28 protein-coding genes are annotated in these 25,915 nt (G+C 48.0%); 12 read left to right on the top strand and 16 right to left on the bottom strand.

The features are described 5' to 3' along the window. Positions 1-153: 153 nt before the first annotated feature. The 4 genes from rhlB to JYJ62_RS11850 form a co-directional block, all read right to left on the bottom strand. Entirely contained in the window at positions 154-1,569 is a 1,416-nt protein-coding gene (gene rhlB / locus JYJ62_RS11865; protein WP_205342435.1) for an ATP-dependent RNA helicase RhlB, read from the bottom strand. A gap of 281 nt (positions 1,570-1,850) precedes the next feature. Continuing rightward, a complete protein-coding gene (locus JYJ62_RS11860) occupies positions 1,851-3,755 on the bottom strand; it encodes an acyl-CoA synthetase (RefSeq protein ID WP_205342434.1) in 1,905 nt (634 codons plus the stop codon). A 59-nt stretch (positions 3,756-3,814) separates the two neighbouring features. After that, on the bottom strand, positions 3,815-4,474 hold the full coding sequence (locus tag JYJ62_RS11855) for an alpha/beta hydrolase (RefSeq protein ID WP_205342575.1): 660 nt from the start codon (positions 4,472-4,474) through the stop codon (positions 3,815-3,817). A 15-nt stretch (positions 4,475-4,489) separates the two neighbouring features. Beyond that, positions 4,490-4,972, bottom strand: coding sequence for an asparaginase domain-containing protein (locus JYJ62_RS11850; protein WP_205342433.1), 483 nt, complete (start codon positions 4,970-4,972; stop codon positions 4,490-4,492). Between the two features lie 83 nt (positions 4,973-5,055). Here JYJ62_RS11850 and JYJ62_RS11845 point away from each other — a divergent pair, with 83 nt between their 5' ends. Then, positions 5,056-5,364 (top strand): GIY-YIG nuclease family protein, encoded by a 309-nt coding sequence (locus JYJ62_RS11845; protein ID WP_205342432.1) that lies wholly within the window; start codon positions 5,056-5,058, stop codon positions 5,362-5,364. A 24-nt stretch (positions 5,365-5,388) separates the two neighbouring features. Here the strand turns inward: JYJ62_RS11845 and JYJ62_RS11840 are convergent, their stop codons facing one another. Both JYJ62_RS11840 and cysZ read right to left on the bottom strand, forming a co-directional pair. Further along, entirely contained in the window at positions 5,389-6,072 is a 684-nt protein-coding gene (locus JYJ62_RS11840; RefSeq protein WP_205342431.1) for an OmpA family protein, read from the bottom strand. A gap of 354 nt (positions 6,073-6,426) precedes the next feature. Continuing rightward, positions 6,427-7,170 (bottom strand): sulfate transporter CysZ, encoded by a 744-nt coding sequence (gene cysZ / locus JYJ62_RS11835; protein WP_205342430.1) that lies wholly within the window; start codon positions 7,168-7,170, stop codon positions 6,427-6,429. Between the two features lie 184 nt (positions 7,171-7,354). Here cysZ and trxB point away from each other — a divergent pair, with 184 nt between their 5' ends. Then, positions 7,355-8,299, top strand: coding sequence for a thioredoxin-disulfide reductase (gene trxB, locus JYJ62_RS11830; protein ID WP_205342429.1), 945 nt, complete (start codon positions 7,355-7,357; stop codon positions 8,297-8,299). A gap of 106 nt (positions 8,300-8,405) precedes the next feature. Here the strand turns inward: trxB and JYJ62_RS11825 are convergent, their stop codons facing one another. The 3 genes from JYJ62_RS11825 to arsC are packed head-to-tail and all read right to left on the bottom strand — an operon-like array spanning position 8,406 to position 9,776. Further along, on the bottom strand, positions 8,406-8,828 hold the full coding sequence (locus tag JYJ62_RS11825) for a DUF2069 domain-containing protein (protein ID WP_205342428.1): 423 nt from the start codon (positions 8,826-8,828) through the stop codon (positions 8,406-8,408). Beyond that, a complete protein-coding gene (wrbA, locus tag JYJ62_RS11820; protein ID WP_205342427.1) occupies positions 8,821-9,426 on the bottom strand; it encodes an NAD(P)H:quinone oxidoreductase in 606 nt (201 codons plus the stop codon). Before wrbA ends, JYJ62_RS11825 begins: the two co-directional genes overlap by 8 nt. Next, positions 9,423-9,776 (bottom strand): arsenate reductase (glutaredoxin), encoded by a 354-nt coding sequence (gene arsC / locus JYJ62_RS11815; protein ID WP_205342426.1) that lies wholly within the window; start codon positions 9,774-9,776, stop codon positions 9,423-9,425. The genes wrbA and arsC overlap by 4 nt, the downstream gene beginning before the upstream one ends. Positions 9,777-9,893: 117 nt before the next feature. On the opposite strand from arsC, the gene JYJ62_RS11810 reads away from it, so the two are divergent. Beyond that, positions 9,894-10,325 (top strand): TlpA disulfide reductase family protein, encoded by a 432-nt coding sequence (locus JYJ62_RS11810; RefSeq protein WP_205342574.1) that lies wholly within the window; start codon positions 9,894-9,896, stop codon positions 10,323-10,325. 28 nt (positions 10,326-10,353) lie between these two features. Here the strand turns inward: JYJ62_RS11810 and smpB are convergent, their stop codons facing one another. Further along, on the bottom strand, positions 10,354-10,836 hold the full coding sequence (smpB, locus tag JYJ62_RS11805) for an SsrA-binding protein SmpB (protein ID WP_205342425.1): 483 nt from the start codon (positions 10,834-10,836) through the stop codon (positions 10,354-10,356). 239 nt (positions 10,837-11,075) lie between these two features. On the opposite strand from smpB, the gene JYJ62_RS11800 reads away from it, so the two are divergent. Both JYJ62_RS11800 and JYJ62_RS11795 read left to right on the top strand, forming a co-directional pair. Continuing rightward, complete coding sequence (locus JYJ62_RS11800) at positions 11,076-11,510, top strand: type II toxin-antitoxin system RatA family toxin (RefSeq protein WP_205342424.1); 435 nt, start codon at positions 11,076-11,078, stop codon at positions 11,508-11,510. Continuing rightward, positions 11,503-11,838 carry an RnfH family protein gene (locus JYJ62_RS11795; RefSeq protein ID WP_205342423.1) on the top strand — a complete coding sequence of 112 codons (336 nt, stop codon included), beginning with the start codon at positions 11,503-11,505 and terminating at the stop codon, positions 11,836-11,838. Before JYJ62_RS11800 ends, JYJ62_RS11795 begins: the two co-directional genes overlap by 8 nt. 17 nt (positions 11,839-11,855) lie before the next feature. On the opposite strand, the gene JYJ62_RS11790 is transcribed toward JYJ62_RS11795, so the two are convergent. Further along, positions 11,856-12,401 (bottom strand): outer membrane protein assembly factor BamE, encoded by a 546-nt coding sequence (locus JYJ62_RS11790; protein ID WP_205342422.1) that lies wholly within the window; start codon positions 12,399-12,401, stop codon positions 11,856-11,858. A gap of 96 nt (positions 12,402-12,497) precedes the next feature. Between JYJ62_RS11790 and fur the strand changes: the two genes are divergently transcribed. Then, entirely contained in the window at positions 12,498-12,899 is a 402-nt protein-coding gene (gene fur / locus JYJ62_RS11785) for a ferric iron uptake transcriptional regulator (protein WP_205342421.1), read from the top strand. 92 nt (positions 12,900-12,991) lie between these two features. Then, positions 12,992-15,715 (top strand): LuxR C-terminal-related transcriptional regulator, encoded by a 2,724-nt coding sequence (locus tag JYJ62_RS11780; protein WP_205342420.1) that lies wholly within the window; start codon positions 12,992-12,994, stop codon positions 15,713-15,715. Between the two features lie 121 nt (positions 15,716-15,836). On the opposite strand, the gene JYJ62_RS11775 is transcribed toward JYJ62_RS11780, so the two are convergent. Together JYJ62_RS11775 and JYJ62_RS11770 are read right to left on the bottom strand one after the other, a co-directional pair. Next, complete coding sequence (locus JYJ62_RS11775; RefSeq protein WP_205342419.1) at positions 15,837-16,835, bottom strand: sulfate ABC transporter substrate-binding protein; 999 nt, start codon at positions 16,833-16,835, stop codon at positions 15,837-15,839. A 142-nt stretch (positions 16,836-16,977) separates the two neighbouring features. Further along, positions 16,978-18,633 carry an electron transfer flavoprotein-ubiquinone oxidoreductase gene (locus JYJ62_RS11770; protein WP_205342418.1) on the bottom strand — a complete coding sequence of 552 codons (1,656 nt, stop codon included), beginning with the start codon at positions 18,631-18,633 and terminating at the stop codon, positions 16,978-16,980. Between the two features lie 331 nt (positions 18,634-18,964). Between JYJ62_RS11770 and JYJ62_RS11765 the strand changes: the two genes are divergently transcribed. From JYJ62_RS11765 to JYJ62_RS11755, 3 genes are all read left to right on the top strand, one after another. Continuing rightward, positions 18,965-19,714, top strand: coding sequence for an electron transfer flavoprotein subunit beta/FixA family protein (locus tag JYJ62_RS11765; protein ID WP_205342573.1), 750 nt, complete (start codon positions 18,965-18,967; stop codon positions 19,712-19,714). Next, entirely contained in the window at positions 19,714-20,643 is a 930-nt protein-coding gene (locus tag JYJ62_RS11760) for an electron transfer flavoprotein subunit alpha/FixB family protein (RefSeq protein WP_205342417.1), read from the top strand. The genes JYJ62_RS11765 and JYJ62_RS11760 overlap by 1 nt, the downstream gene beginning before the upstream one ends. A 208-nt stretch (positions 20,644-20,851) precedes the next feature. Then, on the top strand, positions 20,852-21,598 hold the full coding sequence (locus tag JYJ62_RS11755) for a substrate-binding periplasmic protein (protein WP_205342416.1): 747 nt from the start codon (positions 20,852-20,854) through the stop codon (positions 21,596-21,598). Between the two features lie 70 nt (positions 21,599-21,668). Here the strand turns inward: JYJ62_RS11755 and htpX are convergent, their stop codons facing one another. From htpX to JYJ62_RS11740, 3 genes are all read right to left on the bottom strand, one after another. Then, on the bottom strand, positions 21,669-22,541 hold the full coding sequence (htpX, locus tag JYJ62_RS11750; protein ID WP_205342415.1) for a protease HtpX: 873 nt from the start codon (positions 22,539-22,541) through the stop codon (positions 21,669-21,671). An 86-nt stretch (positions 22,542-22,627) separates the two neighbouring features. Beyond that, positions 22,628-23,068, bottom strand: a complete 441-nt coding sequence (locus JYJ62_RS11745) for a hypothetical protein (protein WP_205342414.1) — start codon at positions 23,066-23,068, stop codon at positions 22,628-22,630. A gap of 6 nt (positions 23,069-23,074) precedes the next feature. Further along, positions 23,075-24,286 (bottom strand): pyridoxal phosphate-dependent aminotransferase, encoded by a 1,212-nt coding sequence (locus tag JYJ62_RS11740; RefSeq protein ID WP_205342413.1) that lies wholly within the window; start codon positions 24,284-24,286, stop codon positions 23,075-23,077. Between the two features lie 213 nt (positions 24,287-24,499). Here JYJ62_RS11740 and msrB point away from each other — a divergent pair, with 213 nt between their 5' ends. Together msrB and JYJ62_RS11730 are read left to right on the top strand one after the other, a co-directional pair. Then, on the top strand, positions 24,500-24,901 hold the full coding sequence (gene msrB / locus JYJ62_RS11735; protein WP_205342412.1) for a peptide-methionine (R)-S-oxide reductase MsrB: 402 nt from the start codon (positions 24,500-24,502) through the stop codon (positions 24,899-24,901). A gap of 66 nt (positions 24,902-24,967) precedes the next feature. After that, positions 24,968-25,861 carry an ATP-binding protein gene (locus JYJ62_RS11730; protein WP_205342411.1) on the top strand — a complete coding sequence of 298 codons (894 nt, stop codon included), beginning with the start codon at positions 24,968-24,970 and terminating at the stop codon, positions 25,859-25,861. Positions 25,862-25,915: the final 54 nt, after the last annotated feature.

Genomic DNA, 25,915 nt, shown 5'->3' with positions numbered 1-25,915 from the left:
TATAAATAAGGGTCAATAGTATTTTATCGGCAACGATCTAAAAGGCTTGAGTTTGGATCTATAGTTTAATTTTTGACCAATAGCACAATAAAAAACCACTACCAACCCATGCTATGTACACGGCTGGTAGTGGTCGATTTATTTCAGTAACAATTAGCGGCTTTTCGGTGGTGCCACTAATAAATCTTCTGTCGGTGTTTCACACTGAATCTTATGACCCAGCAGTGCTTCAATCGGCGGCAGGGCATAGGAGTCATCTTCGCCGGCAAAGCTGATCGACACGCCGGTGGTGCCAGCACGACCGGTACGACCGATACGGTGTACATAGTCATCTGGATCTTCCGGTAGGGTAAAGTTAACGACGTGGCTGATATCGTCGACATGGATGCCGCGACCGGCAACATCAGTCGCTACTAGTACGCGTAGCCGACCGGAACGGAAATCTTCCAATACTTTAATACGTTTATGCTGAGCCACATCACCGGACATCTGTGCCGCGCTAATACCATCGCGAGTCAGACGCTCTTCAATACGACGCACTTCATCTTTACGGTTAGCAAAGACGATCACGCGCGGCCAGTTGTTATTCTGAATCAGGTTGTACAGCAGTTTGTATTTGTCACTGCCGGCAACGGCGTAGACATGCTGTTCAACTGAGTCACTGGCGACTTGTTCGGGTTCAATTTCAACAATAGCTGGATCTGTAGTCCATTGCTTGGACAGGTTCATCACGTCTTCGGTAAAGGTCGCCGAGAACAGCAACGTTTGACGCTCTTCTTTATGCGGTGTTTGCCGAATAATTTGGCGTACTTGAGGGATAAAGCCCATATCCAGCATGCGGTCAGCTTCGTCCAACACCAGTACTTCAACCATGTCGAGGTGTACTTCACCGCGCTGATTAAAATCGAGTAAACGACCTGGCGTCGCCACTAGAATATCGCAGTAGCGCGATTCCAATAACTTGCGTTGCTTGTCAAAGTCCATACCGCCAACAAAACTCATAACATTGAGGTTGGTGTATTTGGTTAGAGCAATGGCATCGTTAGCAATCTGTACTACCAGTTCACGGGTTGGTGCGATAATTAACGCACGCGGTTCGCCCATATAACGCTCATCTGGTGGACGCGTTTGCGTCAACTGGCTGATCGTCGATATTAAAAATGCTGCGGTTTTACCAGTGCCCGTTTGCGCACGACCAATCGCATCTTTACCCACTAAGGTGTGACCTAAGACTTGCGCTTGAATTGGAGTGCAGTACGGAAAACCTAAGTCTTGAATGGCATGCATCAGTTCAGGAGCCAGCGCGAAGTCGTGGAAGCGGACTTTACCTTCTGCAGGCTCAACCTCAAAGTCAGTCAATGACCAAGGTATTTGTGGTATGTGTGATTTTGCAGGTTGGGCTTTCTGTGGTCGAGGCTTTTTAGGCAAAGGTTTGCTCTGCTCTGCGCTATGCTGAGCCGGCTTGGTTTCTGACTCAGGGCGGGGCGCTTGTGGCGTAACCGCAGTCTCTTTGGGCGCTACGGTTGGCTCTGGGTCTTTTTTGAAAATACTTTTAAGTGCTTTAAGCACGGCGTTCTCTTATTAATAGCTTATGAATACTCTGTAGTGTAAGCCATAGCAGCGCTTTGTAGAAATTGTTTCACTGTTGCTGACTTGTGCGGTGTTGCTGATGGCGTTATTGCTGGCCTTCAAGAGTCTTGCAGCGCTATCTGCGATAGATAAAAGCTCAGTTGGCACGCATTAGTGCACCCTGTCATGTGGGTTAATGATCAGTTTTTTGAGCTAGTTGAGTGATATGCGGGCGCTGCCTTGGCGTATTTTAATGTGCCAGGCAGCGTTTCAAACTATAGTTATTGCGCGGATACCAAGCTGTAGCGCAGCTTAAACAGGTCTAATCGTTGTTTAGCATTGGCTTGCCAATTAAGACTAGGATGTTGCAACTTAATCTCGGCAAACATACCGTATGTAGCATCAGCGCTCACCTCAATCTGCACCTCTTCGGCTAGATCGGCTAAACGCTCAAGCAGCACGCGGCGCATAGCATCTAAACGTAATTGTGGTTTAAAAATCTTCCCTACCGCGGTCACTGGGATGTGTTCGAGTAACCAAATATCTTTAGGAATTGCCGCACGTTCGTGAATCGTGTGTTGTGCATGCTGCAGTAAGTCTGCGTTGCTGGCGCTGTGTCCAGGTTTAAGCTGGATATACACCGCCGGCAGCTCGCCAACACGCTCATCCGGTTTACCGACCGCTGCAGCCACCGCCACCGCTGGATGTTGATACATGGCTTCTTCAATCATTTGTGGGTCAATATTGTGGCCGCCACGAATGATCAAATCTTTACTGCGCCCGGTTAGCCAAAAATAACCATCGGCATCTTGGCGGCCTAAGTCACCGGTATTAAACCAGTCGCCATCCAGCCAAATGTCTTGGTTATTCGACTCTTTTAAGTAGCCTTTAAAGACGCTGGGGCCACGAATGCACAGCTGGCCCACTTCATCGGTAACTGCATCACGGATGAACTGACCCTCTGCGTCGATGATCTTAATCACCACTTCGCAATAAGGCATACGCAAACCAATTGAGCCGGGACGCAGCTCGCCGCCTGCTGGGCTGGCGCAGCTGCCACAGGTGCCTTCGGTCAAGCCATACCCTTCAATCAGACGCACGCCAGTGCGTTGCTCAAACTGGCGAATGAGTTCAACCGGCATCGGTGCTGCACCACAGAGGGCATACTTCAAGCTGGATAAATCATGGTCTTGACTGGGTACTTCGAGAAGCGCTGCGTAAATAGTTGGCACGCCACTGAAAAAGGAGACTTTATGGCGTTCAATAATTTTCCAGAAGTTTTTCAGCAGTGCCGGAGTGCGATAACCTTGTGGGGTGGCCAGTAGTACCTGTGAACAGGTTAAGAACGGCGTTAAACCAGTGACAATTACGGCATTAACGTGAAATAAAGGCAATCCACATAGCGCCGTATCACTTTGATCGAAGCCCGTGATCAACGACATGCTATAGGCCATGACTACTTCATTATGGTGGCTGTGCGGCGCTAACTTGGGCGTGCCAGTGGTGCCGCCAGTGTGGAAGTAACTGGCGATATCGTCGGGATGAAAAACGCGCTGACTTTCCAGATGGTCGGCGGGGCACTGAGCAATCAACGCATCAAATTCCAGCACACCCTCTGGCAGCGGGCCGCGCATCGCTTTGATTGCAGTTTGTTGTGGCTCAGGTAAAAAATTGGCCAGATCGACAACAATAATGGCTTTTAAATGGCTGAGTTGATCGCGCATCGCGGCGACTTTGCCCCAGAGTTCGGTGCCAGGGAAGGGGGCGAGAGTTACCAGAATCTCAGACTTGGACGCCTTAATCAGCTCGAGAATATGCTCTGCATCGAGTAACGGATTAATGGCGTTAACAATTCCTGCGGCCTCGCCACCCCAAATGCTGTAGTGAGTGTGTGGCAAGTTGGGTAATAAAAAAGACACCGCTTGATTTTTAGCTAAACCAAGGCGGTGCAAGGCATTAGCTGTTTGCGTGATTTTTGCAAACAGCTCTGCGTAACTTAAGGTAAAAGGCTGCTCATCATCACTGCCTTGCAGTAAAAATGTTAGGGCCGTGGCATCGGGCGCGCGCTGTGCGCTACGCCCGATTAACTCATAGGTGCTTTTAGGTAGATCACGTTGTGCCAGTGGTGTGCGTTCAATGGTTTGGATGTCTGCCAGTGAACGAATCTCTTTTGCCGTTATCGTCATACTGCACCTTTTATTATTATCAATGATGTCTGCTGTAAGCGCTGATTAGGGCTGTGTTCTTACTGTAATTGTGTGCTGAGCCAGTTACCGATATCAGTAATTTGCTCTTGGCAAACCGCGTGTTCCATTGGGTAGTCTTGCCACGATACGGGCACACCCCAAACATTCAGTTGTTGCTGTACGGCTTGGCCCATTGCAAAGGGTACGACTGGGTCGTTGCGGCCATGCATACACAGGGTGGGGGTGCGTGCCTGTAGAGGACTGATTGCGCTGACGTTCTCAAAGGTGGGGGCGTAGGTAGATAACGCCAGAACGCCACCCAAGGCTTCATTCCAGCGTAAGAATGCCGTGTGCAAAACTACAGCGCCACCTTGTGAGAAGCCGGCTAAGAATAGACGTGTGGGGCTGATGCCGCTGTCGCGCTGCTGTTCCATCAGGGTGATCAGTTGTTGTGCGGAGGCTTCCAGCTGCTCGCTGTTAATCGCGCGCTTACCAGGGCTGATGGATAAAATATCGTACCAGCTGGGCATCACGTAACCGCCATTAATGGTCACTGCTTGAGTGGGTGCTTGCGGCAAAATAAAGCGCATACTGGGTAATTGCGGCTGCAGCATGCGCGCCACTGGTTCAAAGTCAGTGCGGTCAGCACCTAAACCGTGTAACCAAATAACGCAGGCGTCAGCGGGCTGTAAGGATTCAACAATTAAGGCATTTTTGATCATGAATAAGTCTTCTTAAAGGGTTTCGAAACGGCTCATACTGCGATTTTTCTGCACATTGTCCGCGTTAAAAATTTGCCCGTTCATGGCAATATAGATGCCTGAGTCTAAGCATTGCAGCACGCCAATAGCAAAACCTAAATTAAAAGGCGCATCGCTTTTGCGCATACGCGCCGGTTGCATAGCTCCGGTAAAGACCACGGTTTTATTGGTGACAGTGCCTAAGTGTTGGGCGCTTAATGACATGGTATCAGTGCCATGAATGATGAGAATATGTTGGTGCGGGCTGTTATAGACCTGCTTACGGAGTAATTCGCGATCGACATCGGTCAGTTCAAGGCTGTCTTTTTTTAGCAGACTGTCGACGCTATAGGATAGATTAACGCCAGCTTCTTGCAACAACTCAGATGCCATTGGCTCGCCAATGGCAAACTCAGATAGTGCATCATGATAAATTTTATCAAAGGTGCCACCTGTAGTTAGAATATGAATATGCATCAGATGAATCCGTATCAAAGGGTGTTTGTAGCGGATTATTGCTTAGGTTGCGCTATAAAAGCCACATAGAGACAGAGGACGGTATGACCGCAGCATTACAATCCGCGTGGTATGTGTACTTAGTACGTGCGGCCAATCAGGCTTTATATTGTGGGATCAGTTTAGATGCGCAGAAGCGTTTTGCTCAGCATTGTGCAGGGAAGGGTGCGAGGTTTTTTTCGACCAGTCCAGCGCAGGCGTTGGTCTATATCGAAGAGTGTGCCGATAAATCTACGGCATTGAAGCGTGAGCTGGCGATTAAACGTTTACCTAAAGTCGCTAAAGAACAGCTGTTGCTGGCGTCAAGTAATCGGTTATTAGTTAAGGCGATGATGACAGATACGCCTCGCTAGCAGATAGCCAGCGAGGCGTGTCGTTTACTGGTAAGCGCCTGGGATCGGACGTAGATTAATTTCTACTCGACGGTTTTGTTGACGACCTTGTGCGCTGTTGTTATCAGCAACGGGTTGGTCTGGACCGACACCGCGAACGCTCATGCGCATGCCGTTGACACCTTGGTTGCGCAAGTAGTCGGCAACACTTTGTGCACGACGTTGTGACAGGTTCATGTTGTGCTGATAGGGACCAGTACTGTCAGTATGACCAACGATCTCAATGGTATTTTGATCATATTGGTTAAAGGATTGCACTAGGTTGTTGAGCGTGCCATAAAAGTTGCCTGAGATGGTCGCTGAATCGGTGGCAAAAGTGACATTGCCGGGCATCACTAGAGTTAAGTTATCGCCATCCCGTTGTACATCAATGCCTGTACCTTGCATGCTGCGACGCAGTTCAGCTTCTTGTTTATCTGCATAGTAACCATAACCTGCACCGGCTGCACCGGCGACCGCAGCACCAATTAGAGCGCCTTTACCGCGGTCTTTCTTGCTGGAAGTGGCGGCACCAATAACCGCACCACCAAGTGCACCTAAACCACCATAAACGGCTGTTTTGTTCGAAGTACCTTGTTGTCCCTCATAAGGATTGTTATTGGCACAACCCGCCAGCACAACAAAGAGGCTGGTGGCAATCAGAGTGCGAGATGTTGAGAGTTTTAGCATGGTCAATTCCTTAGAGGCTTAATGGTAGAGTAAGCAGCTTTATTCTTTATTCTATGCAACTTAGACCGTCTTTATCAAAATAAGTTTTAAACAGCTATAAAGGCACTGGTGATTCGCTGCGTATTTCCTTGCACCGTTGAGCGTCAGCCCCTTGCACGCCATGTTTTTACCCTCGAGTCGAGCGAACATCTTGCTACAGCACTGCGCCGCTTAGCAGTGATAGTCGAGCGGCGATCCAGTATTGGGTGCATGATTTATCAGGCTTTAAAGTCTTGCCGCAAGAAGAGCAAGATGCATTAGTCTAAATGTCTGCTGAGTCGCTGCACTGTTTGACAGTGCAGCTGGCTTATTTCGCTAAACCGTCGGTTCCGTTTTGCGCTGTTCAACCCAGAGTAACGTGGCACCGGCAATCGCTGCGGGCATGGCAATCAGATTAAAAAAAGGCACCATTAGCGCTAAATAAGTGATGCCGCCAAAGCCTAAACTGAGCCAGCGTTTGCTGCGCAGCCATGCCAGCATCACTGTCCAGCTAACTTTATTATTATCAGCTGGGTAGTCAATATACTGCACCGCCATCATCCAAATATTAAATAACACCCAGAGTGGTGCTGCAATAATATTGACTCCAGGTATAAAAGATAAAATCAATAAGCCCAGTGCGCGAGGCAAGAAATAGCCCAGTTTACGCATTTCCCGCCACATCGTGCGCGGTACCATTGCCAGCAGTTCACCCCAGCTAAAAGGCGGGAAATGATCTTCTCCGCGAGCAATGACCTCAACTTTTTCAGCGAGAAAGCTATTAAAGGGCGAAGCAATCAAATTGGCGATGGTGGTAAAGGTGAAAAATATAATCAACAACACTAACACTACAAACAGCGGCCACAAAATATAGTCTAAAAATGATAACCAGCTGGGTAGATTAGGCATTAGTTGTGCAACCCAGCCATTAAAGCGTTGTACTGCAAAGTAAATCAATCCGAAAAAAACTGCGATATTAATTGAGAGTGGTAATAAGACGAAGATGCGTAAATCAGGACGCATAATCATTTTAAAGCCCGCATTTAAATACTGGGGGCCGCCAAGAGGTTGAGCAGGCATAGCATGTTTCCTATCCGAGTGGCATGAGAAGTGTTGTTGGTAGACGATATGGGCAGAGTCAAACAGTGATTAAGTGGTGTAGTCTGTGCATATTCACCATTAAGGTTAGAGTTTGGAGCGCGAGTCTGCAAACTGTACTCTATGACACATTATTTTGCCTTAGGTCCCTTGTTAGGAGTTATTTATGTCTGAAGTTCGTCACTCCCCTGTGCTTATTCTTGGTTCTGGTCCTGCCGGTTACAGTGCTGCGGTATACGCTGCGCGCGCTAATTTAAAGCCGCTATTGATTACGGGAATGCAAGCGGGTGGACAGTTGACCACCACCACTGAAGTGGATAACTGGCCAGGCGATCCTGAGGGCCTTACCGGTCCGGCGTTGATGCAGCGTATGCAAGAGCATGCTGAGCGTTTTGAAACAGAAATTATTTTTGATCATATTCATACTGCACAACTGCAAAGTAAGCCTTTTACCCTGATCGGTGATAGCGGTACTTATACCTGTGATGCACTCATTATTGCCACCGGTGCCAGTGCACGCTACTTAGGCTTGCCGTCTGAAGAAGCCTTTATGGGGAAGGGTGTGTCTGCTTGTGCCACCTGTGATGGTTTTTTCTACCGTAACCGCGAGGTAGCAGTGGTTGGTGGTGGGAATACGGCGGTTGAAGAAGCGCTGTATTTATCTAATATCGCCAGCAAAGTCACTCTGATTCACCGTCGTGAGACCTTCCGTTCTGAGAAGATCTTACAAGATAAACTGCAGGCACGAGTGGCTGAAGGCAAAATCGAGCTGGCGCTGAATGCTCAGGTTGATGAAGTGCTCGGTAATGAGATGGGCGTGACAGGTGTACGTTTACTCAATAACGATGGCAGCACGCGTGAGCTGACGGTCGATGGCTTATTTGTCGCTATTGGGCATACGCCGAACACCAGCTTATTTGAAGGCCAATTGGAATTGAAAGGCGGTTATATGGTGGTCAATGGTGGGCGTGACGGTAATGCCACTGCGACCAGTATTGAAGGTGTCTTTGCCGCTGGTGATGTGGCCGATAATATCTATCGTCAAGCGATTACTTCAGCCGGTGCCGGCTGTATGGCAGCATTGGATGTGGAAAAATACTTAGAGCAATAAGTATGTGCTAATCCAGTTGCGTTACAAAAAAGCCGCTCTTGCATACTGAGCTAACCCCGAAAAGTTGGACTAACTTTTTGGGGTTTTTTTTGTTGCTTGACGTTGATTAAACTTCGCCAGCCAGCTTACGGTCGTATTTAAAGCGCCAGCTGGTATACATTAATGCGCTGCAAAATAGCAGTACGCTTAAAAATGTCTCGGCGTAACCTAACCAAGCATTGCTTGTAGAGAAGCTGGCCAGCACGCCGTGGACAAAGTAGATGTTAATTAGAATACAGGCCCAGATATGCGTTTTGGTTGAACCTAAGAGCATGCCCAGGGCCACGATTATCAACGGCACAAGAGCAAAGCTGATAATCGCCAAAGCGCCCAGGCCTGGGGTGTTATGCTGGTTCGTGAAAAACATATTCCACGCGACCAAGAGCACCGCTAATGCAGCCAGTGAGACTAAGCTGATGATGCGACTGATGCGCAAGCGAGGCTCTAGCCAGCTGAGTTCAGGTAGCGGTTTAGGGCTTTTTTTAGCCACGGGGCGTCTCCAGTTGTTGGGCAAATTGCGCTAAGCGCTTACCTAAGGCAAGGCATAGACTGATTTCATCTTGATCCAGCGCACGCTTGCTATCGGCACCGGCAACATGGCTTGGGCCGTAAGGTGTGCCGCCGCTTTGTGTATTGATGAGGGCCGGTTCGCTATAGGGGAGGCCGCAGATCAACATGCCATGGTGCAGCAAAGGCAGCATCATGCTGAGTAAAGTACTTTCTTGACCGCCATGCAGGCTTGAAGTGGAGGTGAAGACGCCTGCCGGCTTATTAACAAGTTCGCCGGTTAACCACAGGTTGCTGGTGCCATCTAAAAAATACTTCATCGCCGCGGCCATATTGCCAAAGCGAGTCGGGCTGCCTAAGGCTAAGCCCGAACAGTTTTTTAAATCATCGAGACTGGCGTACATCGCACCTTCAGTAGGAACCTCTGCTGCAACGGCTTCGCACTCGTTGGAGACTGCTGGTACGGTGCGTACCCGCGCTTCCATCCCGCCTTTTTCGATACCACGGGCAATATGCCGTGCCATGTCAGCTGTAGCGCCATAACGACTATAATAAAGCACTAAAATATAGGGTGGTGTCATGGCAAGATCTCGAGTAGATTCTCCAGTGGGCGACCCAGCGCAGCACGCTGACCAACGACTAAGACTGGACGTTGCATCAAAATCGGTACTTGCACGATAGCGTCAATTAATTGTGCTTCGCTTAACTCTGGATTATCTAGCCCCAACTCTTTATAGGCGGGCTCACTGGTGCGCACTAAGTCACGAGCAGGGAGACCCAGTTGCTCTAGCAAAACAGTTAATTGTTGTGCATTCAGAGGCGTCTCTACATAGTGCACAATATTAGCCTTGATGCCGCGCTCCTCAAGCAGCGCTAAGGCGTCGCGTGACTTACTGCAGCGTGAATAGTGGTATAGGGTTATATCAGTCATAACAGTGACCTCAAAAAAACGTATGAGGCATTCTAGCAGGCTAAGCGGCTTGGGCGGTATGCCTTGGCAGAAGAGAGAATAATTTTGAAAAAATACCTTAGAATCGTTTTTATTCTGATGCTGACTGCATGCAGTCAGGCGGAGCCACTTGGCACTGATCAATATGGCAAGCAGGTGCCGGAGTCGTTACTGGCTGAGCAGTGGCTGGTGATTAACTACTGGGCGGCTTGGTGTGTGCCGTGCCGTAAAGAAATTCCCGAGTTGAATGCTTTGCATGATGAGTGGCATAACCAGGGTATACAGGTATTAGGGGTTAACTACGATCAGTTACAGGGTGAGGAACTGTTAGCTGATAGCCAGCAGTTAGGCATTGAGTTTCCAGTGCTCAGTACCAATCCAGCATTGCGCTTTAATCTGCCTGATGTTCGCGGCTTACCAGTGACGTATATTGTTAATCAGCAGGGACAGCCCGTCAGCCAGTTGCGCGGTGAACAAAATGCCGCGAGTATTCTTCAGGCGTTGCGCGAGGCAGGGTGGTCAGCGCCTTAATGCACTGACCTGGCCGAGTAAAAATGAGTTAAAGCGCTTTTTTACGGTCTTGTAAAGCGCGTTGCATTTCACGATTAGAGTCACGTTCTTTTTCCACGTGACGCTTGTCGTATTCTTTTTTACCTTTACCCAAGGCAATTTCACATTTGACCAGATGGTTTTTCCAATACAGCGCCAAAGCGACGCAGGTGTAACCCTTTTGCTGTACGCCGGAAAAAAGCTTATCCAGTTCGCTGCGGTGGAGTAATAGTTTACGCGTGCGCGTTGGGTCGGTAATCACATGGGTGCTGGCAGCCGTCAACGGACTGATATGACAGCCCATCAGCCATGCTTCATCGTCTTTGAGTAAGACGTAACTGTCCACCAACTGTGCTTTGCCAGCGCGTAAGCTTTTAATTTCCCAGCCAGCCAGAGCAATACCTGCCTCCATACGCTGCTCGACAAAGTAATCATGAAGCGCTTTTTTATTGAGCGCGATGGTGCCTTTCGGTTGTTTTTTATGTTTAGCCATAACGAAGGATTATAAGACGTTATGCGGCGTCTGGCGAGAGGCTGCTAAGGAATCTTTATGGTTTACTTGAGAGGTAGCCATGAATGCACGACAATAGTGTTTTATTTGATGCGTTATGCAGCCTGTTATCGGAGATTGCCAGCCTTACTGGAAAATCATTGTGCTATGGCAGGACGGTTTTTCGATAATGTGTAATCTAAGGCGTTCGCAAGCGATTTTTTGATGGATAAAGACTAACTATGGCCACGCACATTCAACGTTCTGCTCTGCTGCCGTACAGTGCCTCTGCATTGTATACTTTGATTAACGATGTCGACAGTTACCCGCAGTTTTTACCTTGGTGCTCAGCCAGTGAAATCTTGGAGCAAGGTGACGACTTTATGCGAGCAGCCTTAGTGATTGCTAAAGGTCATTTGTCGCAGCGCTTCGTTACAAAAAATACCTTAGTGCCTGATCAACGTATCACTATGGCATTGGAAGAGGGCCCGTTTAGTCAGTTACAGGGTGTTTGGGAATTTAAAGCACTCGGTGACAAAGCGTGTAAAATCAGTCTGGACTTAGAGTTTGATTATGCTGGATCCATTATGAAAGCGACATTGGGTCCTTTGTTTACTCAAGCCGCCAATACCATGGTGGATGCATTTTGTCAGCGAGCGAAAGAACTTTATGGATAAGCAAATAATTACCGTTGAAGTCGCTTACGCTTTAGCGCACAAGCAGAAAATTGTACAGCTGCAGGTGCCGCAAGGCACTACTGCGCGCGAAGCAGCTATACGCTCAGGGCTGGATAGCGAGTTTGCAGATTTAGACTTGCAGCAGAGCCCTTTGGGTATTTTTGGTAAAGGGGTTGCGCGCCCAGAAGAGTATTGTCTTGAGGACGGTAATCGCGTCGAGATTTATCGACCGTTACTTGCTGATCCGAAAGAGGTCCGCAAGCAACGTGCAGAGCGAGCAGCACAAGCTAAAGCAGCAGAAGCGGCGCAAACCACTTCTGCTGAGTAATAGCTGATGTCAACGGCTTAGAGTTCGTCGTCTTCTAAGCGTGACTTTGGAATAGGCGCTGCTTCAGCATCGTCAACTTCGCGTTGAATTTGCTCTTGTAATGAGCCGGGTGCTGGCGCTGGTACGTTGTTTTGCGGAATGACAATAACCGTCTCTGCACTGCTCTCAGGCGTCTCAGTGAGACTGCTTGCTGTTCCGGATTCGCCGAGAATAGCTTGGTCACGACTGATCCCAGGAACAAAGTCACCGGATAAACCTTGCAGTTGATTATTATCGTCAAAGATTAAACCGATGCGCTCTTGTTTGCGTGTTCCGCCTGCCACTTGGATACTGTATAAGTAATCCCAGCGATTGCTATGGAAGGTATCAGTAATCAATGGCGTGCCCATAATAAAGCGCACTTGACGGGTAGTCATACCAGGACGTAGCTGGTCGACCATATCTTGAGTAACAACATTGCCTTGCTGGATATCGATTTTATGGACGCCAGGGAATGAGCATCCAGCCAGTACCAATAAGCCGGCAAGGGTAAAACTGCGAATAATACGTGTTCTATTTTGCATTGGAGACGGACTTCCACTATCGTGAATAAGTAACAGATACGCTGATCATACCTGCATTGTGCGCCTCAGCGAAACCGCATTAGTGAGAAAACGACTATGGCTGAAAATATTGAATTACGTAAAGCGGGTTTAAAGGTAACTTTACCGCGCGTTAAAATCATGCAAATTCTAGAAACATGCGAGCCGCGCCATATGAGTGCGGAGGATGTATATAAAACCTTAATGGACACTGGCGAGGATGTGGGGCTGGCTACGGTCTACCGTGTGTTGACGCAGTTTGAAGCGGCAGGCTTGGTGATCCGCCATAATTTCGATGGCGGGCACGCGGTATTTGAGCTCGATGATGGTGAGCATCATGACCATATTGTGTGTGTTGATACCGGTGAAGTCTTTGAGTTTTTTGACGAAGAGATTGAAAAACGTCAACATAAAATTGTTGACGATCTGGGTTATGAGATGATTGATCATAATTTAGTGTTGTACGTTAAAAAGAAATAATTGTGTGCTGTATCGGGCGTAACACACCGCAAGTTAGTATTTAGTCTGATTCGCGGTTAGCGTCTATATTAATCACCCATGATTTTAGGCGCATGACTTTGTCTAAACATAGGCTCCCCGCACAGGTTTTGACTGAACGTTTTTATCAACCACCGGTTCCGGTCGGTTATATTCGTCGTCCACGCTTGTGTGAGCAGCTTAACCATGGCTTACAAGGTCGCTTGCTGTTGGTGTGTGCTCCTGCAGGCTTTGGTAAGAGCGCCTTAGCCAGTGAGTTTTGTGAGCAGTTGCCTGAACAGTGGCGCACTGTATGGTTGGCACTAAGCCCGCGTTACCGAGATCCAGGACGTTTTTTTGAAACCTTCTTAGCGGCTCTACACAGTGTTTCCCCTGATATTGCTGAACAGGCTTTGGCGGCTTTAAAAACCAGACAAAGCCACCAAGCTTTTCCTTATGAGGCTTGGTTGGATGATCTTCTTGATGAAATCAGTGATGACTTAGATAGCAATGCTCCGGTACTGATTGTCTTAGATGACTATCATTTGGTGCAAAGTGAAGTACTTGATCGCAGCTTACAATATTTTTTAAATCATCTGCCTTTGGGCTTACTGCTGTTGGTTAATAGCCGCCAGCGTCCTAATTGGCATTTGGCTCGCTGGCGTTTATCCGAATATATTGTCGAAGTCAGTGAGCAAGACTTGCGCCTTAATTCAAATGAAGTGCAAGCGCTGCTCACTGAGCAAGGGCATGCACAAGTCGAGGTGGCTGTTTTACAAAATATCTTGTCACGCAGTGAAGGCTGGGTGGCGGGTTTGCGTTTATGGCTATTGGCTATGAGCTCGGCTGATGATGAGTATGCTTTGTTAGCGGGGCCGCATGGAGCGCAGGGCTTGATTCGAGATTATTTGCTCGAAGAAATTATGGCTCAACAACCCGAGTCGATTAAAGCCTTTTTATCGGCGACAGCGGTACTGGAGCGTTTTAATACCAGTCTCTGCGATGCGGTGCGTGAGGCACATGATAGCGCTGAGATGATTGAGTTTTTATTAGCGCATCAGGTGTTTTTAGTGCCGTTGGATGAGCGTGGCGAGTGGTACCGTTATCATCATCTGTTTTCTGATTTGTTGCAGGCACAAAAGACCTCACAGACACAAGTTCTGGGCCTGCATGCGCGTGCCAGTGCTTGGTTTGCCGAGCAGGGCATGCTCAATGAGGCGGTTGAGCATGCTTTGTTAGCTGAACAGCCGCAGGTGGCTGCTAGCTTGGTGCAAGGTAGCGCCGAAGAGCTGTTATTGGCTGAGCAAAATATCAGTATGCTGTTGCGTTGGAAAATGGATTTACCTGATAGTGTTTTAGCCAGCACCCCGCGCTTAATTGTTTTGTATTGCTGGGCTTTAGGCTTGGCGTGTCAGCTGGATGCCGCCGATCAGCTACTGGCACAATTAAGTAAGTTTTTACCGGCGCCGAGTCAAGCTCAACAGCGTAGTTTATTGGCGCAATGGCAAGCGTTACAAGGCTTGTTAGCGCGCGGCCGAGGTGATGCACAAGCAGCTTGGCAATTTTGCAGTGAAGCGGTATTGGATTTGCCCTCTGAACGCCATGGTCAGCGACAAATTTGTCTCTCTGTCCTGAGTAATATTGCTATTTTACGGGGTGATATTCAGCACGCGCGTCGACTGACGCGGGATAATGTTGAGTTTGCGCAACGTATGGGGTGTCGACTTTATACTGCTTTGGCACTCTATGACCGAGCCCGCGTATTGCAGGTTCGAGGACAGATTTATCGTGCATTGGCGATGGTGCGCGAGGCTTTGCAATTGTTGGCGGATACACCCCGCGAGCGTGTGTATGCTGTACGTGCTCGTTTAACCATGTATGAAGGCTTTTTGCTAGGGATACGAGGGCATATTGCAGAGGCGCGAGTAAAGCTGTGTGCTGGCATCAGTGAGGCGCATGCGTGTCGCGATGTTAGTGTGCTGATTGGTTATCGGATGCAAGCAACCCTAGAGGCTGTCAGTGGGCGTGAGGCGGAAGCTTTTGAGCAGTTGGCTGAAGCTGAGCGAATGATGCACCGATGGGATGTGCCGAGTATTTATTATTTAGCCATGCTGACGTTGAGTAAGTGTGAGTTGTGGTTGCAGCAAGGGCAGTTTGAACTGGCACAGTCTTGGCTTGAGCGTTTATCAGCGACCTATAATTTACAGCAGATGGATAAGGCATCAGAGTTTCATCCACAACTGGCTTTGCATGTTGAGTTGCAGATGGCTTTGTTGGAGTCTGCGACTCAGCAGGAGGCATCTGCTGAGCGGCGTTTGCACGCACTGATTGTGTATGCCCAGCAACATGAGTGTGTGGTGATTGAGCAGGCGGCTCAGGTGCAGTTATGTGTCTTATCGTTAGCGCAAGGCGTTACTGTGCGGGCTGTTTGTGCATTAACCGCTGCTTTGCAGCTAGCACAAGGCGGCGCTGTCTTGGCTTTTCAATCGTTGTTTACCCTGCATCCGCAATGGTTGCGTAAACAGTTGAATCAACGCCCTCAAGATTCCGTTCGTGATGAACTGCTTGCGGCTTTACCGCAGGATACTGAAAATACGGTGTCTGCTGCGCAGCTGGCGCAATATGAGGCGTTAAGTGCTCGTGAGTTGGCTGTGTTGCAGCTGATTGCGCAGGGCTGTTCTAATCAAGAGGTGAGCGATAAGTTGTTTATTTCGCTGCATACGGTGAAAACTCATGCGCGTAATATCAATTTTAAACTTGGTGTTGAGCGCCGTACCCAAGCCGTTGCGCGAGCGCAAGCATTGGGTGTGTTGGCCTGATTTTGATCTGACTGCAATGATGCTCGATTGGCGCAGGGCTTGCAGTGGGAGGTATTGTGGGCGCACGCTATGTCACCGTCTTGCGCAGTAGGGCAGGACGGTGACAGGTATTTAGAGAGGCTTATTGCTGGTCAGCGTAGACCTGATCGAAGATGCCGCCATCATTGAAGTGAGTCTTTTGGATTTCAGTCCATGTGCCGAAAGTAGCTTCTACCGGCATAAAATCAACTTTAGGGAAGCGATCGGCAAACTCAGCAAGAATCTCTTGATTGCGCGGACGTAGGTAGTTGTTGGCAGCAATGCGTTGAGCTTCATCTGACCACAGATACTTTAAGTACGCTTCAGCAATATCGCGAGTCCCTTTACGATCAACGACTTTATCAACCACGGTCACCGGAGGCTCAGCTTCAGCGCTGACACTTGGGTAGACCACTTCAAAACCGCCGCGACCAAATTCACGAGCGATCATCTCTGCTTCGTTTTCAAACGTGATCAACACATCACCGATTTGGTTTTGGATAAAGGTACTGGTCGCAGCGCGACCGCCGGTGTCCAGAACAGGCGCTTGTCTAAATAACTTACCTACAAAGTCTTTGGCGTCTTGTTCACTGCCGCCATGCTTTAAAACGTAGGCCCATGCTGATAAGTAGGTATAACGACCGTTACCCGATGTTTTTGGATTAGGAACGATAATCTGTACACCATCTTTCAGCAAATCAGGCCAATCCTGTAGGTTTTTTGGATTGCCTTTACGAACAATCAATACTGTTGCTGAGGTAAAAGGTGCGCTGTTATTGGGTAAACGCTCGGCCCAGTTTTCTGGAATTAATTTGCCGTACTCATACAGCGCATTGATATCCGTAGCCATATTCATGGTAATCACATCAGCCGGTAGCCCATCAATCACTGAGCGCGCTTGTTTGCTGGAACCGCCATGTGACATTTGAATTTGTACTGCTTTATGGCCTTGTTCTTGCCAGTTCTTTTGGAAGGCAGGGTTGTAATCTTTATAGAAATCGCGCATTACATCGTAAGAAACATTTAATAATGGCGCTGCATTGAGTGCGGTTGCGGCGCTAAAGCCTAAGGCAAAAATTGAGGCAGTGAACAAACGTTTCATATCGCGATCCCTTGGGAGAAGAGGAGAAGGCAATCACTATAGGGGGTACTTGTTATGCTGTAAAAGAATTAGAAGTAATTTTGATATGCTTTTATTGAATAAAAAAGCCCTCGCTAAGAGGGCTTTTGAACACTATGTAGCTTTACATATTGGGGTAATTAGGGCCGCCAGTACCTTCCGGTGCGATCCAGGTGATATTTTGAGCAGGGTCTTTAATATCGCAGGTTTTACAGTGCACACAGTTTTGTGCGTTGATTTGAAACTTCTGCTCACCGTTCTCTTGCGTGACGATTTCATACACCCCAGCAGGGCAGTAGCGCTGCGCAGGCTCATCATACATCGACAAGTTTTTACCCAATGGAATACTCGCATCGGCCAGTTTTAAGTGGCATGGCTGTATTTCTTCATGGTTAGTGTTCGACAGAAATACCGAGCTGAGTTTATCGAAGCTCAGTTTGCCGTCGGGTTTAGGGTAAACAATTTTCGTTGACTCAGACGCCAGCTTGAGCTTGGCATAGTCTGGGGTGGTATCCCGTAGGGTAAAAGGTATTCTACCGCCAAAAATATTTTGGTCGATATAGTTAAATGCCCCACCCAATACTGCACCGTACTTATGGATTGCTGCGCCAAAGTTACGGCTGCAGAACAGATCCTCATACAGCCAGCTTGATTTAAACGTATCAACATATGCCGTCAGCAGATCACCACCTTCACGTCCTTGCAAAATAGCATCCGCAGCAGCGTCAGCCGCCAACATGCCAGACTTCATTGCAGTGTGGTTGCCTTTAATTTTGGCAAAGTTCAGAGTGCCTAAGTCGCAACCGATCAAGGCTCCACCTGGGAAAACCATTTTCGGCAGTGAATTGAGGCCGCCTTTAGTCAGCGCGCGGGCGCCATAGGCTACGCGGGTGCCGCCTGTTAAGTATTGACTGATCACTGGGTGGTGCTTGTAACGCTGGAACTCATCAAAAGGTGATAAGTGTGGATTGCTGTAGGATAGGTCAACAATTAAGCCCACGACCACTTGATTGTTTTCAATGTGATAGAGGAAAGAACCACCTGGATTGTCATTGTCGAGAGGCCAGCCTGCGGTGTGCACCACCAGACCTTCTTCATGTTTAGCAGGGTCGATATCCCAGATTTCTTTGATCCCAATACCGTAATGTTGAGCATCTGCTTCGCTATCAAGGTTATAGCGTTTGAGCAGTGTCTTACCAATATGACCACGGCAGCCTTCAGCAAATAAAGTGTATTTCGCGCGCAATTCCATCCCCGGCGTGTAAATACCTTCTTTCGGATTGCCTTCACGGTCAACGCCCATATCGCCGGTTAAAATACCACATACAGCACCGTCTTCATTGATCAGGGCTTCTTGGGCGGCAAAGCCTGGATAGACTTCTACACCGAGATTTTCTGCTTGCTGAGCAAGCCAGCGGCATAAATTACCCAGAGAAATAATGTAGTTGCCTTGGTTATGCATCGTTTTCGGCACAAAAAAATCAGGAATTTTTTGTGCTTTTTCAGCATTTTTTAGTAAATAAATGTCGTCACGTTTGACTGGCGTATTGAGTGGCGCACCTAATTCTTTCCAATTTGGAAACAATTCGTCGAGCGCACGGGTCTCAAAAACAGCACCAGAAAGAATATGTGCACCAACTTCGGAGCCTTTTTCAACGACGCAAACACTGATCTCTTGACCGGCTTCTAAAGCCTTCTGCTTGAGTCGGCATGCGGCTGAAAGGCCTGAAGGGCCTGCGCCGACGATGACGACATCAAATTCCATAAATTCGCGTTCCACAAGCTATCTCCTACTGACACTGTTCATTATTTTATTTTGGTAGGCTCGGATCTTTCACTTATTATCGTGATGGTTTTTGTGCATTATATCCATCACTGCGCGTTCTTCCAATACAAACGCTCGTTTGAATTTTTAAAGCTCTGCTAGTATAAATATGTAAAGGTTGAGCACAAAGGTTGCATTGTTGTATTGACCGACCTAAGTCTTACGTTCAAGATAGCAGAAGTTTTGTGCTTATCTAATGAGTTGGTTATATATTCAACCAAGCGCAGCACTCTGGCCAGGCTTGTCTTGGCGACATTTTTTATTCACCCGAGATAACGAGGAATCCATGAAGGTTCTAGTAGCTGTCAAACGAGTGGTAGACTATAACGTCAAGGTCCGCGTGAAAGCGGACAACACTGGCGTTGATCTCGCCAACGTTAAAATGTCTATGAATCCTTTCTGCGAAATTGGCGTTGAAGAAGCCATTCGCTTAAAGGAAAAAGGTATTGCAACTGAAGTAGTTGTAGTTTCCATTGGCCCTAATGCTGCTCAAGAGCAACTGCGTACTGCGCTGGCTTTAGGTGCTGATCGTGCCATTTTGGTTGAATGCAATGATGAGTTGCGTTCACTGACTGTGGCCAAACTGCTTAAAGCAGTGGTCGATCAAGAGCAACCCCAGTTGATTATGCTGGGTAAGCAAGCGATCGATACTGATAACAACCAAACCGGTCAAATGTTGGCTGCGTTAACAGGTTATGCGCAAGGTACTTTTGCTTCTAAAGTTGAAGTAGCTGGCGATAAAGTTAATGTCACTCGTGAAATCGATGGTGGTTTACAAACGGTCGCGCTGAACTTGCCTGCGATTGTTACCACTGACCTGCGCTTAAATGAGCCACGTTATGCATCTTTGCCTAACATCATGAAAGCTAAGAAAAAGCCGCTGGAAATTATCACTCCAGATTCTTTAGGCGTTTCTACTGCATCCACAGTCACCACTTTGAAAGTTGAAGCACCTGCCGCGCGCAGTGCTGGTATCAAAGTGAAAGATGTGGCTGAACTGGTCGAAAAACTGAAAAATGAAGCGAAGGTGATTTAATGGCTATTTTGGTTATTGCTGAGCACACTAACGTCGCTCTGGGTGCTGCTACCCTGAACACCGTTGCGGCGGCCAAAGCTATTGGTGGCGATATTCATGTACTGGTTGCTGGTGCTGAATGCGCTGCGGTTGCAGAAGCTGCTGCAAAAATTGATGGCGTGAGCAAAGTATTGTCAGCGGATAACGCTGCATTTGCTCATCAACTGCCTGAAAATATTGCCCCTTTAATTGCTGAAGTGGGTAAAAACTATACGCATATTCTTGCCTCTGCCACCAGTAATGGTAAAAACATACTGCCACGCGTTGCTGCGTTGCTGGATGTGGATCAGATCTCTGAGATTATCGCAGTAGAAAGCGCTGACACCTTTAAGCGCCCAATCTACGCCGGTAATGCGATTGCTACCGTGCAATCTAATGCAGCGATTAAAGTGATTACCGTACGTGGTACAGGTTTCGACGCAGTTGCTGCTGAAGGCGGTTCTGCTAGCATTGAAGCGCTTACTGTTGGCGGCGATGCAGGTATTTCTGCGTTTGTTGGCGAAGAGTTAGCGAAATCTGATCGTCCTGAATTAACGGCTGCGAAAATCGTTGTTTCTGGTGGTCGTGGTATGCAGAACGGCGACAACTTTGAAATGCTTAATCGTGTTGCCGACAAACTGGGCGCTGCGGTTGGTGCTTCACGCGCGGCGGTTGACGCAGGTTTTGTACCTAATGATATGCAAGTCGGCCAAACAGGTAAAATTGTTGCGCCAGATCTGTATATCGCTGTTGGTATTTCCGGTGCGATTCAGCACTTGGCGGGCATGAAAGATTCTAAAGTGATCGTTGCGATCAACAAAGATGAAGATGCACCGATTTTCCAAGTGGCAGACTACGGTTTAGTTGCGGATTTATTCGAAGCTATTCCTGAGTTAGAAAAAGCCCTGTAAGACTGATTCATCGGTAGAGAAACCCGCTTTTTAGCGGGTTTTTTTATACCTGTTTTATCACTTTAATAGTGCTTTAGAGCTGCTGTTGGTTTGCCGTCTTATTTAAAGTGACCACTGCTATAGCGTTGTATTAATAGGCATAGCGCTTGTTGCTACTAGGCCGTGTAATATAACTGCCTTGATAGAGAAAATGGTTAACAGGGGTGTTATGAACTGGCGATTTGTAGTTTGTGCGGTATGGGCGGCAGTCAGTAGCACGGTGCCTCGAGTGCTGTATGCTGATCAGCAGGCCTGTGAAACCCTAGTAGCGGTGAGTTATTTTACTGTGCCTTTAGCAGTTGAGGATCAGGATGATCAACAGGTGCAGCGTAATATCAGCCTTGAGTTCTTAAAGACTCTAGCGAAGAAAACACAGTTGAGTATTAAAGTTGACGCTGCTGAAGGGCAAAAAGCCTTGGCAGAGGTGCGTAGCGGTCGTGTTGATCTGATTATTGGTGTAAGCCTAGAGCCTGAGAAAGATCCGCGATTGGATTATTTGTCGCCGGCCTATGCACAAAAAACGTACCGTCTATGGCTGCGAACAGGCGAACAAGTGTCACTCAAGCAATGGCCTGAGCTTTCGGGCTTGCGTGGTGTACGAGTTATGCCACCGGCACGTTTAATAGATTTTGATCTGCAAGCGCAGCTATTGAACTGGCCAGTACGCACTGCGCAGAGCCTTCAGATAGCCATTGCTAAGGTGCAGGAAGGGCGAGCCGATTATGTGGTAGCCGAACAGCAGTCTATGCAGCAGTATCTTGTTGAAAATGATTTAACACGACGTTTTGAAGCAATTGATCCGCCCGTTGAGACTCAAAGGCGTTTTATCGCGATCGCTAAGGATTCAGCCTGTAATACTGCAGGGTTACGCAGTACCTTAAACAAAGCGCTTGCGCAGCTGGTTGAGACACAGTAACCGTCAGCATCAGTGACAAAAAAGCCCAGTACGCAGGAATCACGTACTGGGCTTTTTTATGCCGCTGCTGTTAACGTCTTTGTTGCAGTGCGGCAATCCGTACTTCTAAAGGTGGGTGGCTCATAAACAAACCTGCTAGACCTTCCTTTAAGCCACCGCTGATACCAAATGCCGTTAAGGCTTTAGGCATCTCTGATTCGATACCTTGTTCAGCGCGTAAGCGTTGTAGAGCACCTATCATCGCTTGTTTACCGGCTAGATCTGCTCCAGCTTCATCGGCACGGAACTCGCGACGACGGGAGAACCACATCACGATGGTGCTGGCTAAAATACCAAGCACCACTTCAGCGAAAATCGTCGCGACAAAATAACCAATACCACGACCCTCTTCGTTTTTAAGAATGGCTTTATCAACAAAGTCACCAAAAATACGCGCAAAGAACATCACGAAAGTATTGACCACACCTTGTAATAGCGCCATGGTCACCATATCGCCATTGGCCACGTGACCAATTTCATGGGCTAATACGGCTTTAATTTCATCTTGTGAGAAGCGATCCAGCATACCTTGGCTGACCGCGACTAAGGCGCTATTGCGGTTCCAGCCAGTCGCAAAGGCGTTGGATTCGTGTGCAGGAAAAATGCCGACTTCTGGCATGCCGATACCGGCTTTGCTGGCCAGTTCTTCAACGGTATTGACTAACCATTGTTCTTGACGTGTGCGTGGTTGATCGATCACTTGCGTACCGGTACTTCTTTTTGCCATCCATTTAGAAATAAACAGGGACACTAAGGAGCCGGCAAAACCAAATACGGCACAGAAAATTAACAAGTCACCATGGTTCTGGCCTGTAAAACGGTCTACACCCAGTAAACTGAGGGTAACACTGGCAATTAACAATACTGCAATGTTAGTTGCTAAGAATAAAAAGATACGCATCATGTGCGAAAAACTCCAAAAGTGTAAACAGATGAACTATATAAGGGCTGCGCGGATGCGCTTCAAGGGGCTGACTGTTGCAAGCTGTGTCAAGTGTGCTGAGTTTGGCGTTGAAAGAACAGCTGCATCAGTTCAATCACCGCTTCGCTACGTTCAGCTTTCAGGGCTGCACGTAGTTGATTGGCTAGACTTGCTTGCACGCGGCGAACACTGGCAGGCGCCTGTTCAATCGTTGCAGGCAATGCTGTAACCGCGCTACTGAGACGTAAAAAAGCTTTTTCGCAGAGTTGAATCTGATCTAAAGCTTCGAAACGAACGGTGCTTTTGTAACGCAAATAGCCTTCTTCAGCGAGCCATAAAAAAGTACTTAAGCAGCGTTGCTGGCGGTCACTGGGCAAACCAAACTCTTCAGGCGCTATATAACCGATTAAATCATCGAAATATAACGTGATTTTGTTAGGAAAGGCTTGGTAAAGCACAACCAAACCTTTAGCTGCATCCGTGTAAAAATCGTCAATATGAAGGTCCATGCACACTCACTGACGATAAGTTTTTAAGAAGTTGCCAATTCTGCCAATGGCTTGTTCAAGATCATCCACGCGGGGCAGCGTCACTACACGAAAATGGTCCGGCCAAGGCCAGTTAAAGGCGGTGCCCTGTACGACTAAGAGTTTTTCTGACAGCAGTAAATCCAGCACGAATTTTTCATCATTGTGAATCGGGCAGATTTTCGGATCTATTTTCGGAAAAGCATAGAGCGCACCCATTGGCTTCACGCAGCTGACGCCAGGAATAGCATTGAGCAGCTCCCACGTACGGTTACGTTGTTCAAGTAAACGACCGTTAGGTAGCACTAGATCGTTGATGCTCTGGTAACCGCCCAATGCGGTTTGAATGGCATGCTGAGCAGGAACGTTAGCGCACAAACGCATATTGGACAAAATATCCAAACCTTCAATATAGCTGCGGGCACGGTGCTTAGGACCAGAAATAGCAACCCAGCCAGAACGAAAACCAGCAATACGGTAGGATTTAGACAGACCATTAAAGGTTAAGCACAACACATCTGTGGCCAATGATGCTATGCAGATATGTTCGGCGCCATCGTATAAGATTTTATCGTAGATTTCGTCAGCTAAAACCATCAGGTTGTGCTGGCGAGCCAACTCTAAAATGTCGAGCAGTACTTCTTTTGAATACACTGCACCGGTTGGGTTGTTGGGGTTGATCAAAACAATGGCTTTGGTGTTGCTGGTGATTTTTGAACGCATATCAGCAATGTCTGGAAACCATCCGGCTTGCTCATCACATAAATAATGCACAGGCTTGCCGCCAGCTAGGCTGGTAGCTGCAGTCCATAGAGGATAGTCTGGAGCAGGTAGCAGGACTTCATCATTGTTGTTTAGTAAGGCCTGCAGCACCATAACAATCAGCTCAGAGACGCCATTGCCGAGATAGATATCTTCAATACCAATGCCTTCAACGTTTTTTTGCTGATAATACTGCATGATCGCTTTGCGGGCGCTAAATAAGCCTTTAGAGTCGCTGTAACCTTGCGCATTAGGCAGGTTGCGCATGACATCTTGTAAGATTTCTTCTGGTGCTTCAAAGCCAAACGGTGCAGGATTACCGATATTGAGTTTGATAATGCGTTGGCCTTCGTCTTCAAGACGTTTGGCGTGCTTAAGTACTGGGCCTCGGATGTCATAACAGACGTTAGCGAGCTTGTTCGATTTGCTGAACTGCATGATGTTGAGTATCCCGAATAAAATAGGTCAATAAGGGGGCGTTCTGTCGATAAGAAGCGATTTTGAGCGCTGTCGCATAAGTAGCCCGAGCACCCATGCTGCATTTAATCAGCAAGTCATATAGAGGCGCTTAAAGATGCCTATCATACGACTGTGTTGGCAAAGGTGAAAGGGAGCGTTAGGTTTATGCTAAGGCTTTAATTGGAGAATATGATGAAAAAGATTGAAAAAAGCCTAGAAGAGTGGCGCGAGCAATTATCTGATGAGCAGTTTCGTGTTTGTCGGATGGCCGGTACTGAGCGGCCCTTTACCGGTGAGTATCAGGCACCGAAGTTCAGTGGTGTGTTTCATTGTGTCTGCTGTGGGCAAGCGTTATTTGACGCTCAGCACCAGTTTGATGCGGGTTGTGGCTGGCCCAGTTATTGGCAGGCCATTAGCCCGACGGCGCTGACGGAGAATGTTGATAACAGCCTCGGTATGCAACGTGTAGAAGTGGTCTGCTCCGGGTGTGAGGCGCACTTAGGGCATGTTTTCCCTGACGGTCCTCAGCCGACCGGCTTGCGTTACTGCATTAACTCAGTGGCCTTACAGCTAGAGCCAGCTGTCGTTGATTGATCCATTGTACGCAAGGGCGTGCAGTTAATGCGCAGGCGAGAGCCATCGACCCATAAGGAGGGCGTTGTGTCTGAGTTATTGAGTGAGTTTTTACAGCGTGCCAATCAAGTCTTGCTGCAGATTGAGCCTTTGTTACCTAAGCCCACTGAGTCGGTTGACTGGAATAAGGTGTATGCCGCGAGTTGGCAGCGCAAAGGCAATAACAGTTTTTTTCGACCGATTAAGATAGGTGCAGATATTCAACTGTCTGACTTATTAGGTGTCGACCGCCAACGCCAACAATTGCTGGGCAATACGCAACAGTTTATGCGTGGTTTTCCAGCCAACCATGCGTTGCTATGGGGCGCGCGCGGCACCGGTAAATCTTCTTTAGTGCGTGCGCTGCTGGCTGAATATGCCGAGCAGGGTTTGCGCTTAATCGAAGTAGAGCGTAATGAGTTGGCTGATTTACCGTTGATTGTTGAATCGCTAGCGGGTTTGCCGCAGCATTTTATTGTGTTTTGCGACGATCTCTCTTTTGAGGCGGGTGAGGGCGACTACCGCATTTTAAAAAGTGTGTTAGATGGCTCCTTAGAGCGTGCACCAGATAATGTATTGTTGTACGCCACCTCTAATCGTCGCCACTTATTACCTGAGCAGCACAGCGATAATCAGCATTGGCAGCATGGTGACGGTGGTGAGTTGCATCCCAGTGAAGCAGTGGAGGATAAAATTGCGCTATCTGATCGTTTTGGTCTGTGGTTGTCGTTTTATCCTTTTAGCCAAGAGCATTATTTGGATGTGGTGCAACACTGGATCGCTGAGTATGCACGTCCAACACAGCTGAGTTGGCAGTTCAGTGAGGACGCGGCGAAAGAGGCGATCAGTTGGGCACTGGCACGCGGTAACCGTAATGGCCGTTGCGCAGCGCAGTTCGCGAAACAATGGGTTGGTCTGCAGCTATTGGAGCAATCGCTCTAGTTGCGCCGAGGTGGTTGTTGATTTATTGCCGACCGTCTGTTGGGTAAATGCCGT

The organism is Denitrificimonas caeni (assembly GCF_905120345.1).
GTDB classification, from domain to species: domain Bacteria; phylum Pseudomonadota; class Gammaproteobacteria; order Pseudomonadales; family Pseudomonadaceae; genus Denitrificimonas; species Denitrificimonas caeni_A.
The sequence above is the reverse complement of the archived record's forward strand: the minus strand, read 5'-3'. Positions and strand labels throughout refer to the sequence as shown.

Excerpts from the sequence above, each read along its gene's own strand:
- JYJ62_RS11860 (WP_205342434.1), bottom strand. The coding sequence starts at position 3,755 with ATGACGATAACGGCAAAAGAGATTCGTTCACTGGCAGACATCCAAACC.
- JYJ62_RS11850 (WP_205342433.1), bottom strand. The coding sequence starts at position 4,972 with ATGCATATTCATATTCTAACTACAGGTGGCACCTTTGATAAAATTTAT.
- JYJ62_RS11845 (WP_205342432.1), top strand. The coding sequence starts at position 5,056 with ATGACCGCAGCATTACAATCCGCGTGGTATGTGTACTTAGTACGTGCG.
- JYJ62_RS11840 (WP_205342431.1), bottom strand. The coding sequence starts at position 6,072 with ATGCTAAAACTCTCAACATCTCGCACTCTGATTGCCACCAGCCTCTTT.
- cysZ (WP_205342430.1), bottom strand. The coding sequence starts at position 7,170 with ATGCCTGCTCAACCTCTTGGCGGCCCCCAGTATTTAAATGCGGGCTTT.
- trxB (WP_205342429.1), top strand. The coding sequence starts at position 7,355 with ATGTCTGAAGTTCGTCACTCCCCTGTGCTTATTCTTGGTTCTGGTCCT.
- wrbA (WP_205342427.1), bottom strand. The coding sequence starts at position 9,426 with ATGACACCACCCTATATTTTAGTGCTTTATTATAGTCGTTATGGCGCT.
- arsC (WP_205342426.1), bottom strand. The coding sequence starts at position 9,776 with ATGACTGATATAACCCTATACCACTATTCACGCTGCAGTAAGTCACGC.
- JYJ62_RS11810 (WP_205342574.1), top strand. The coding sequence starts at position 9,894 with ATGCTGACTGCATGCAGTCAGGCGGAGCCACTTGGCACTGATCAATAT.
- smpB (WP_205342425.1), bottom strand. The coding sequence starts at position 10,836 with ATGGCTAAACATAAAAAACAACCGAAAGGCACCATCGCGCTCAATAAA.
- JYJ62_RS11800 (WP_205342424.1), top strand. The coding sequence starts at position 11,076 with ATGGCCACGCACATTCAACGTTCTGCTCTGCTGCCGTACAGTGCCTCT.
- JYJ62_RS11795 (WP_205342423.1), top strand. The coding sequence starts at position 11,503 with ATGGATAAGCAAATAATTACCGTTGAAGTCGCTTACGCTTTAGCGCAC.
- JYJ62_RS11790 (WP_205342422.1), bottom strand. The coding sequence starts at position 12,401 with ATGCAAAATAGAACACGTATTATTCGCAGTTTTACCCTTGCCGGCTTA.
- fur (WP_205342421.1), top strand. The coding sequence starts at position 12,498 with ATGGCTGAAAATATTGAATTACGTAAAGCGGGTTTAAAGGTAACTTTA.
- JYJ62_RS11780 (WP_205342420.1), top strand. The coding sequence starts at position 12,992 with ATGACTTTGTCTAAACATAGGCTCCCCGCACAGGTTTTGACTGAACGT.
- JYJ62_RS11775 (WP_205342419.1), bottom strand. The coding sequence starts at position 16,835 with ATGAAACGTTTGTTCACTGCCTCAATTTTTGCCTTAGGCTTTAGCGCC.
- JYJ62_RS11765 (WP_205342573.1), top strand. The coding sequence starts at position 18,965 with ATGAAGGTTCTAGTAGCTGTCAAACGAGTGGTAGACTATAACGTCAAG.
- JYJ62_RS11760 (WP_205342417.1), top strand. The coding sequence starts at position 19,714 with ATGGCTATTTTGGTTATTGCTGAGCACACTAACGTCGCTCTGGGTGCT.
- JYJ62_RS11755 (WP_205342416.1), top strand. The coding sequence starts at position 20,852 with ATGAACTGGCGATTTGTAGTTTGTGCGGTATGGGCGGCAGTCAGTAGC.
- htpX (WP_205342415.1), bottom strand. The coding sequence starts at position 22,541 with ATGATGCGTATCTTTTTATTCTTAGCAACTAACATTGCAGTATTGTTA.
- JYJ62_RS11745 (WP_205342414.1), bottom strand. The coding sequence starts at position 23,068 with ATGGACCTTCATATTGACGATTTTTACACGGATGCAGCTAAAGGTTTG.
- JYJ62_RS11740 (WP_205342413.1), bottom strand. The coding sequence starts at position 24,286 with ATGCAGTTCAGCAAATCGAACAAGCTCGCTAACGTCTGTTATGACATC.
- msrB (WP_205342412.1), top strand. The coding sequence starts at position 24,500 with ATGAAAAAGATTGAAAAAAGCCTAGAAGAGTGGCGCGAGCAATTATCT.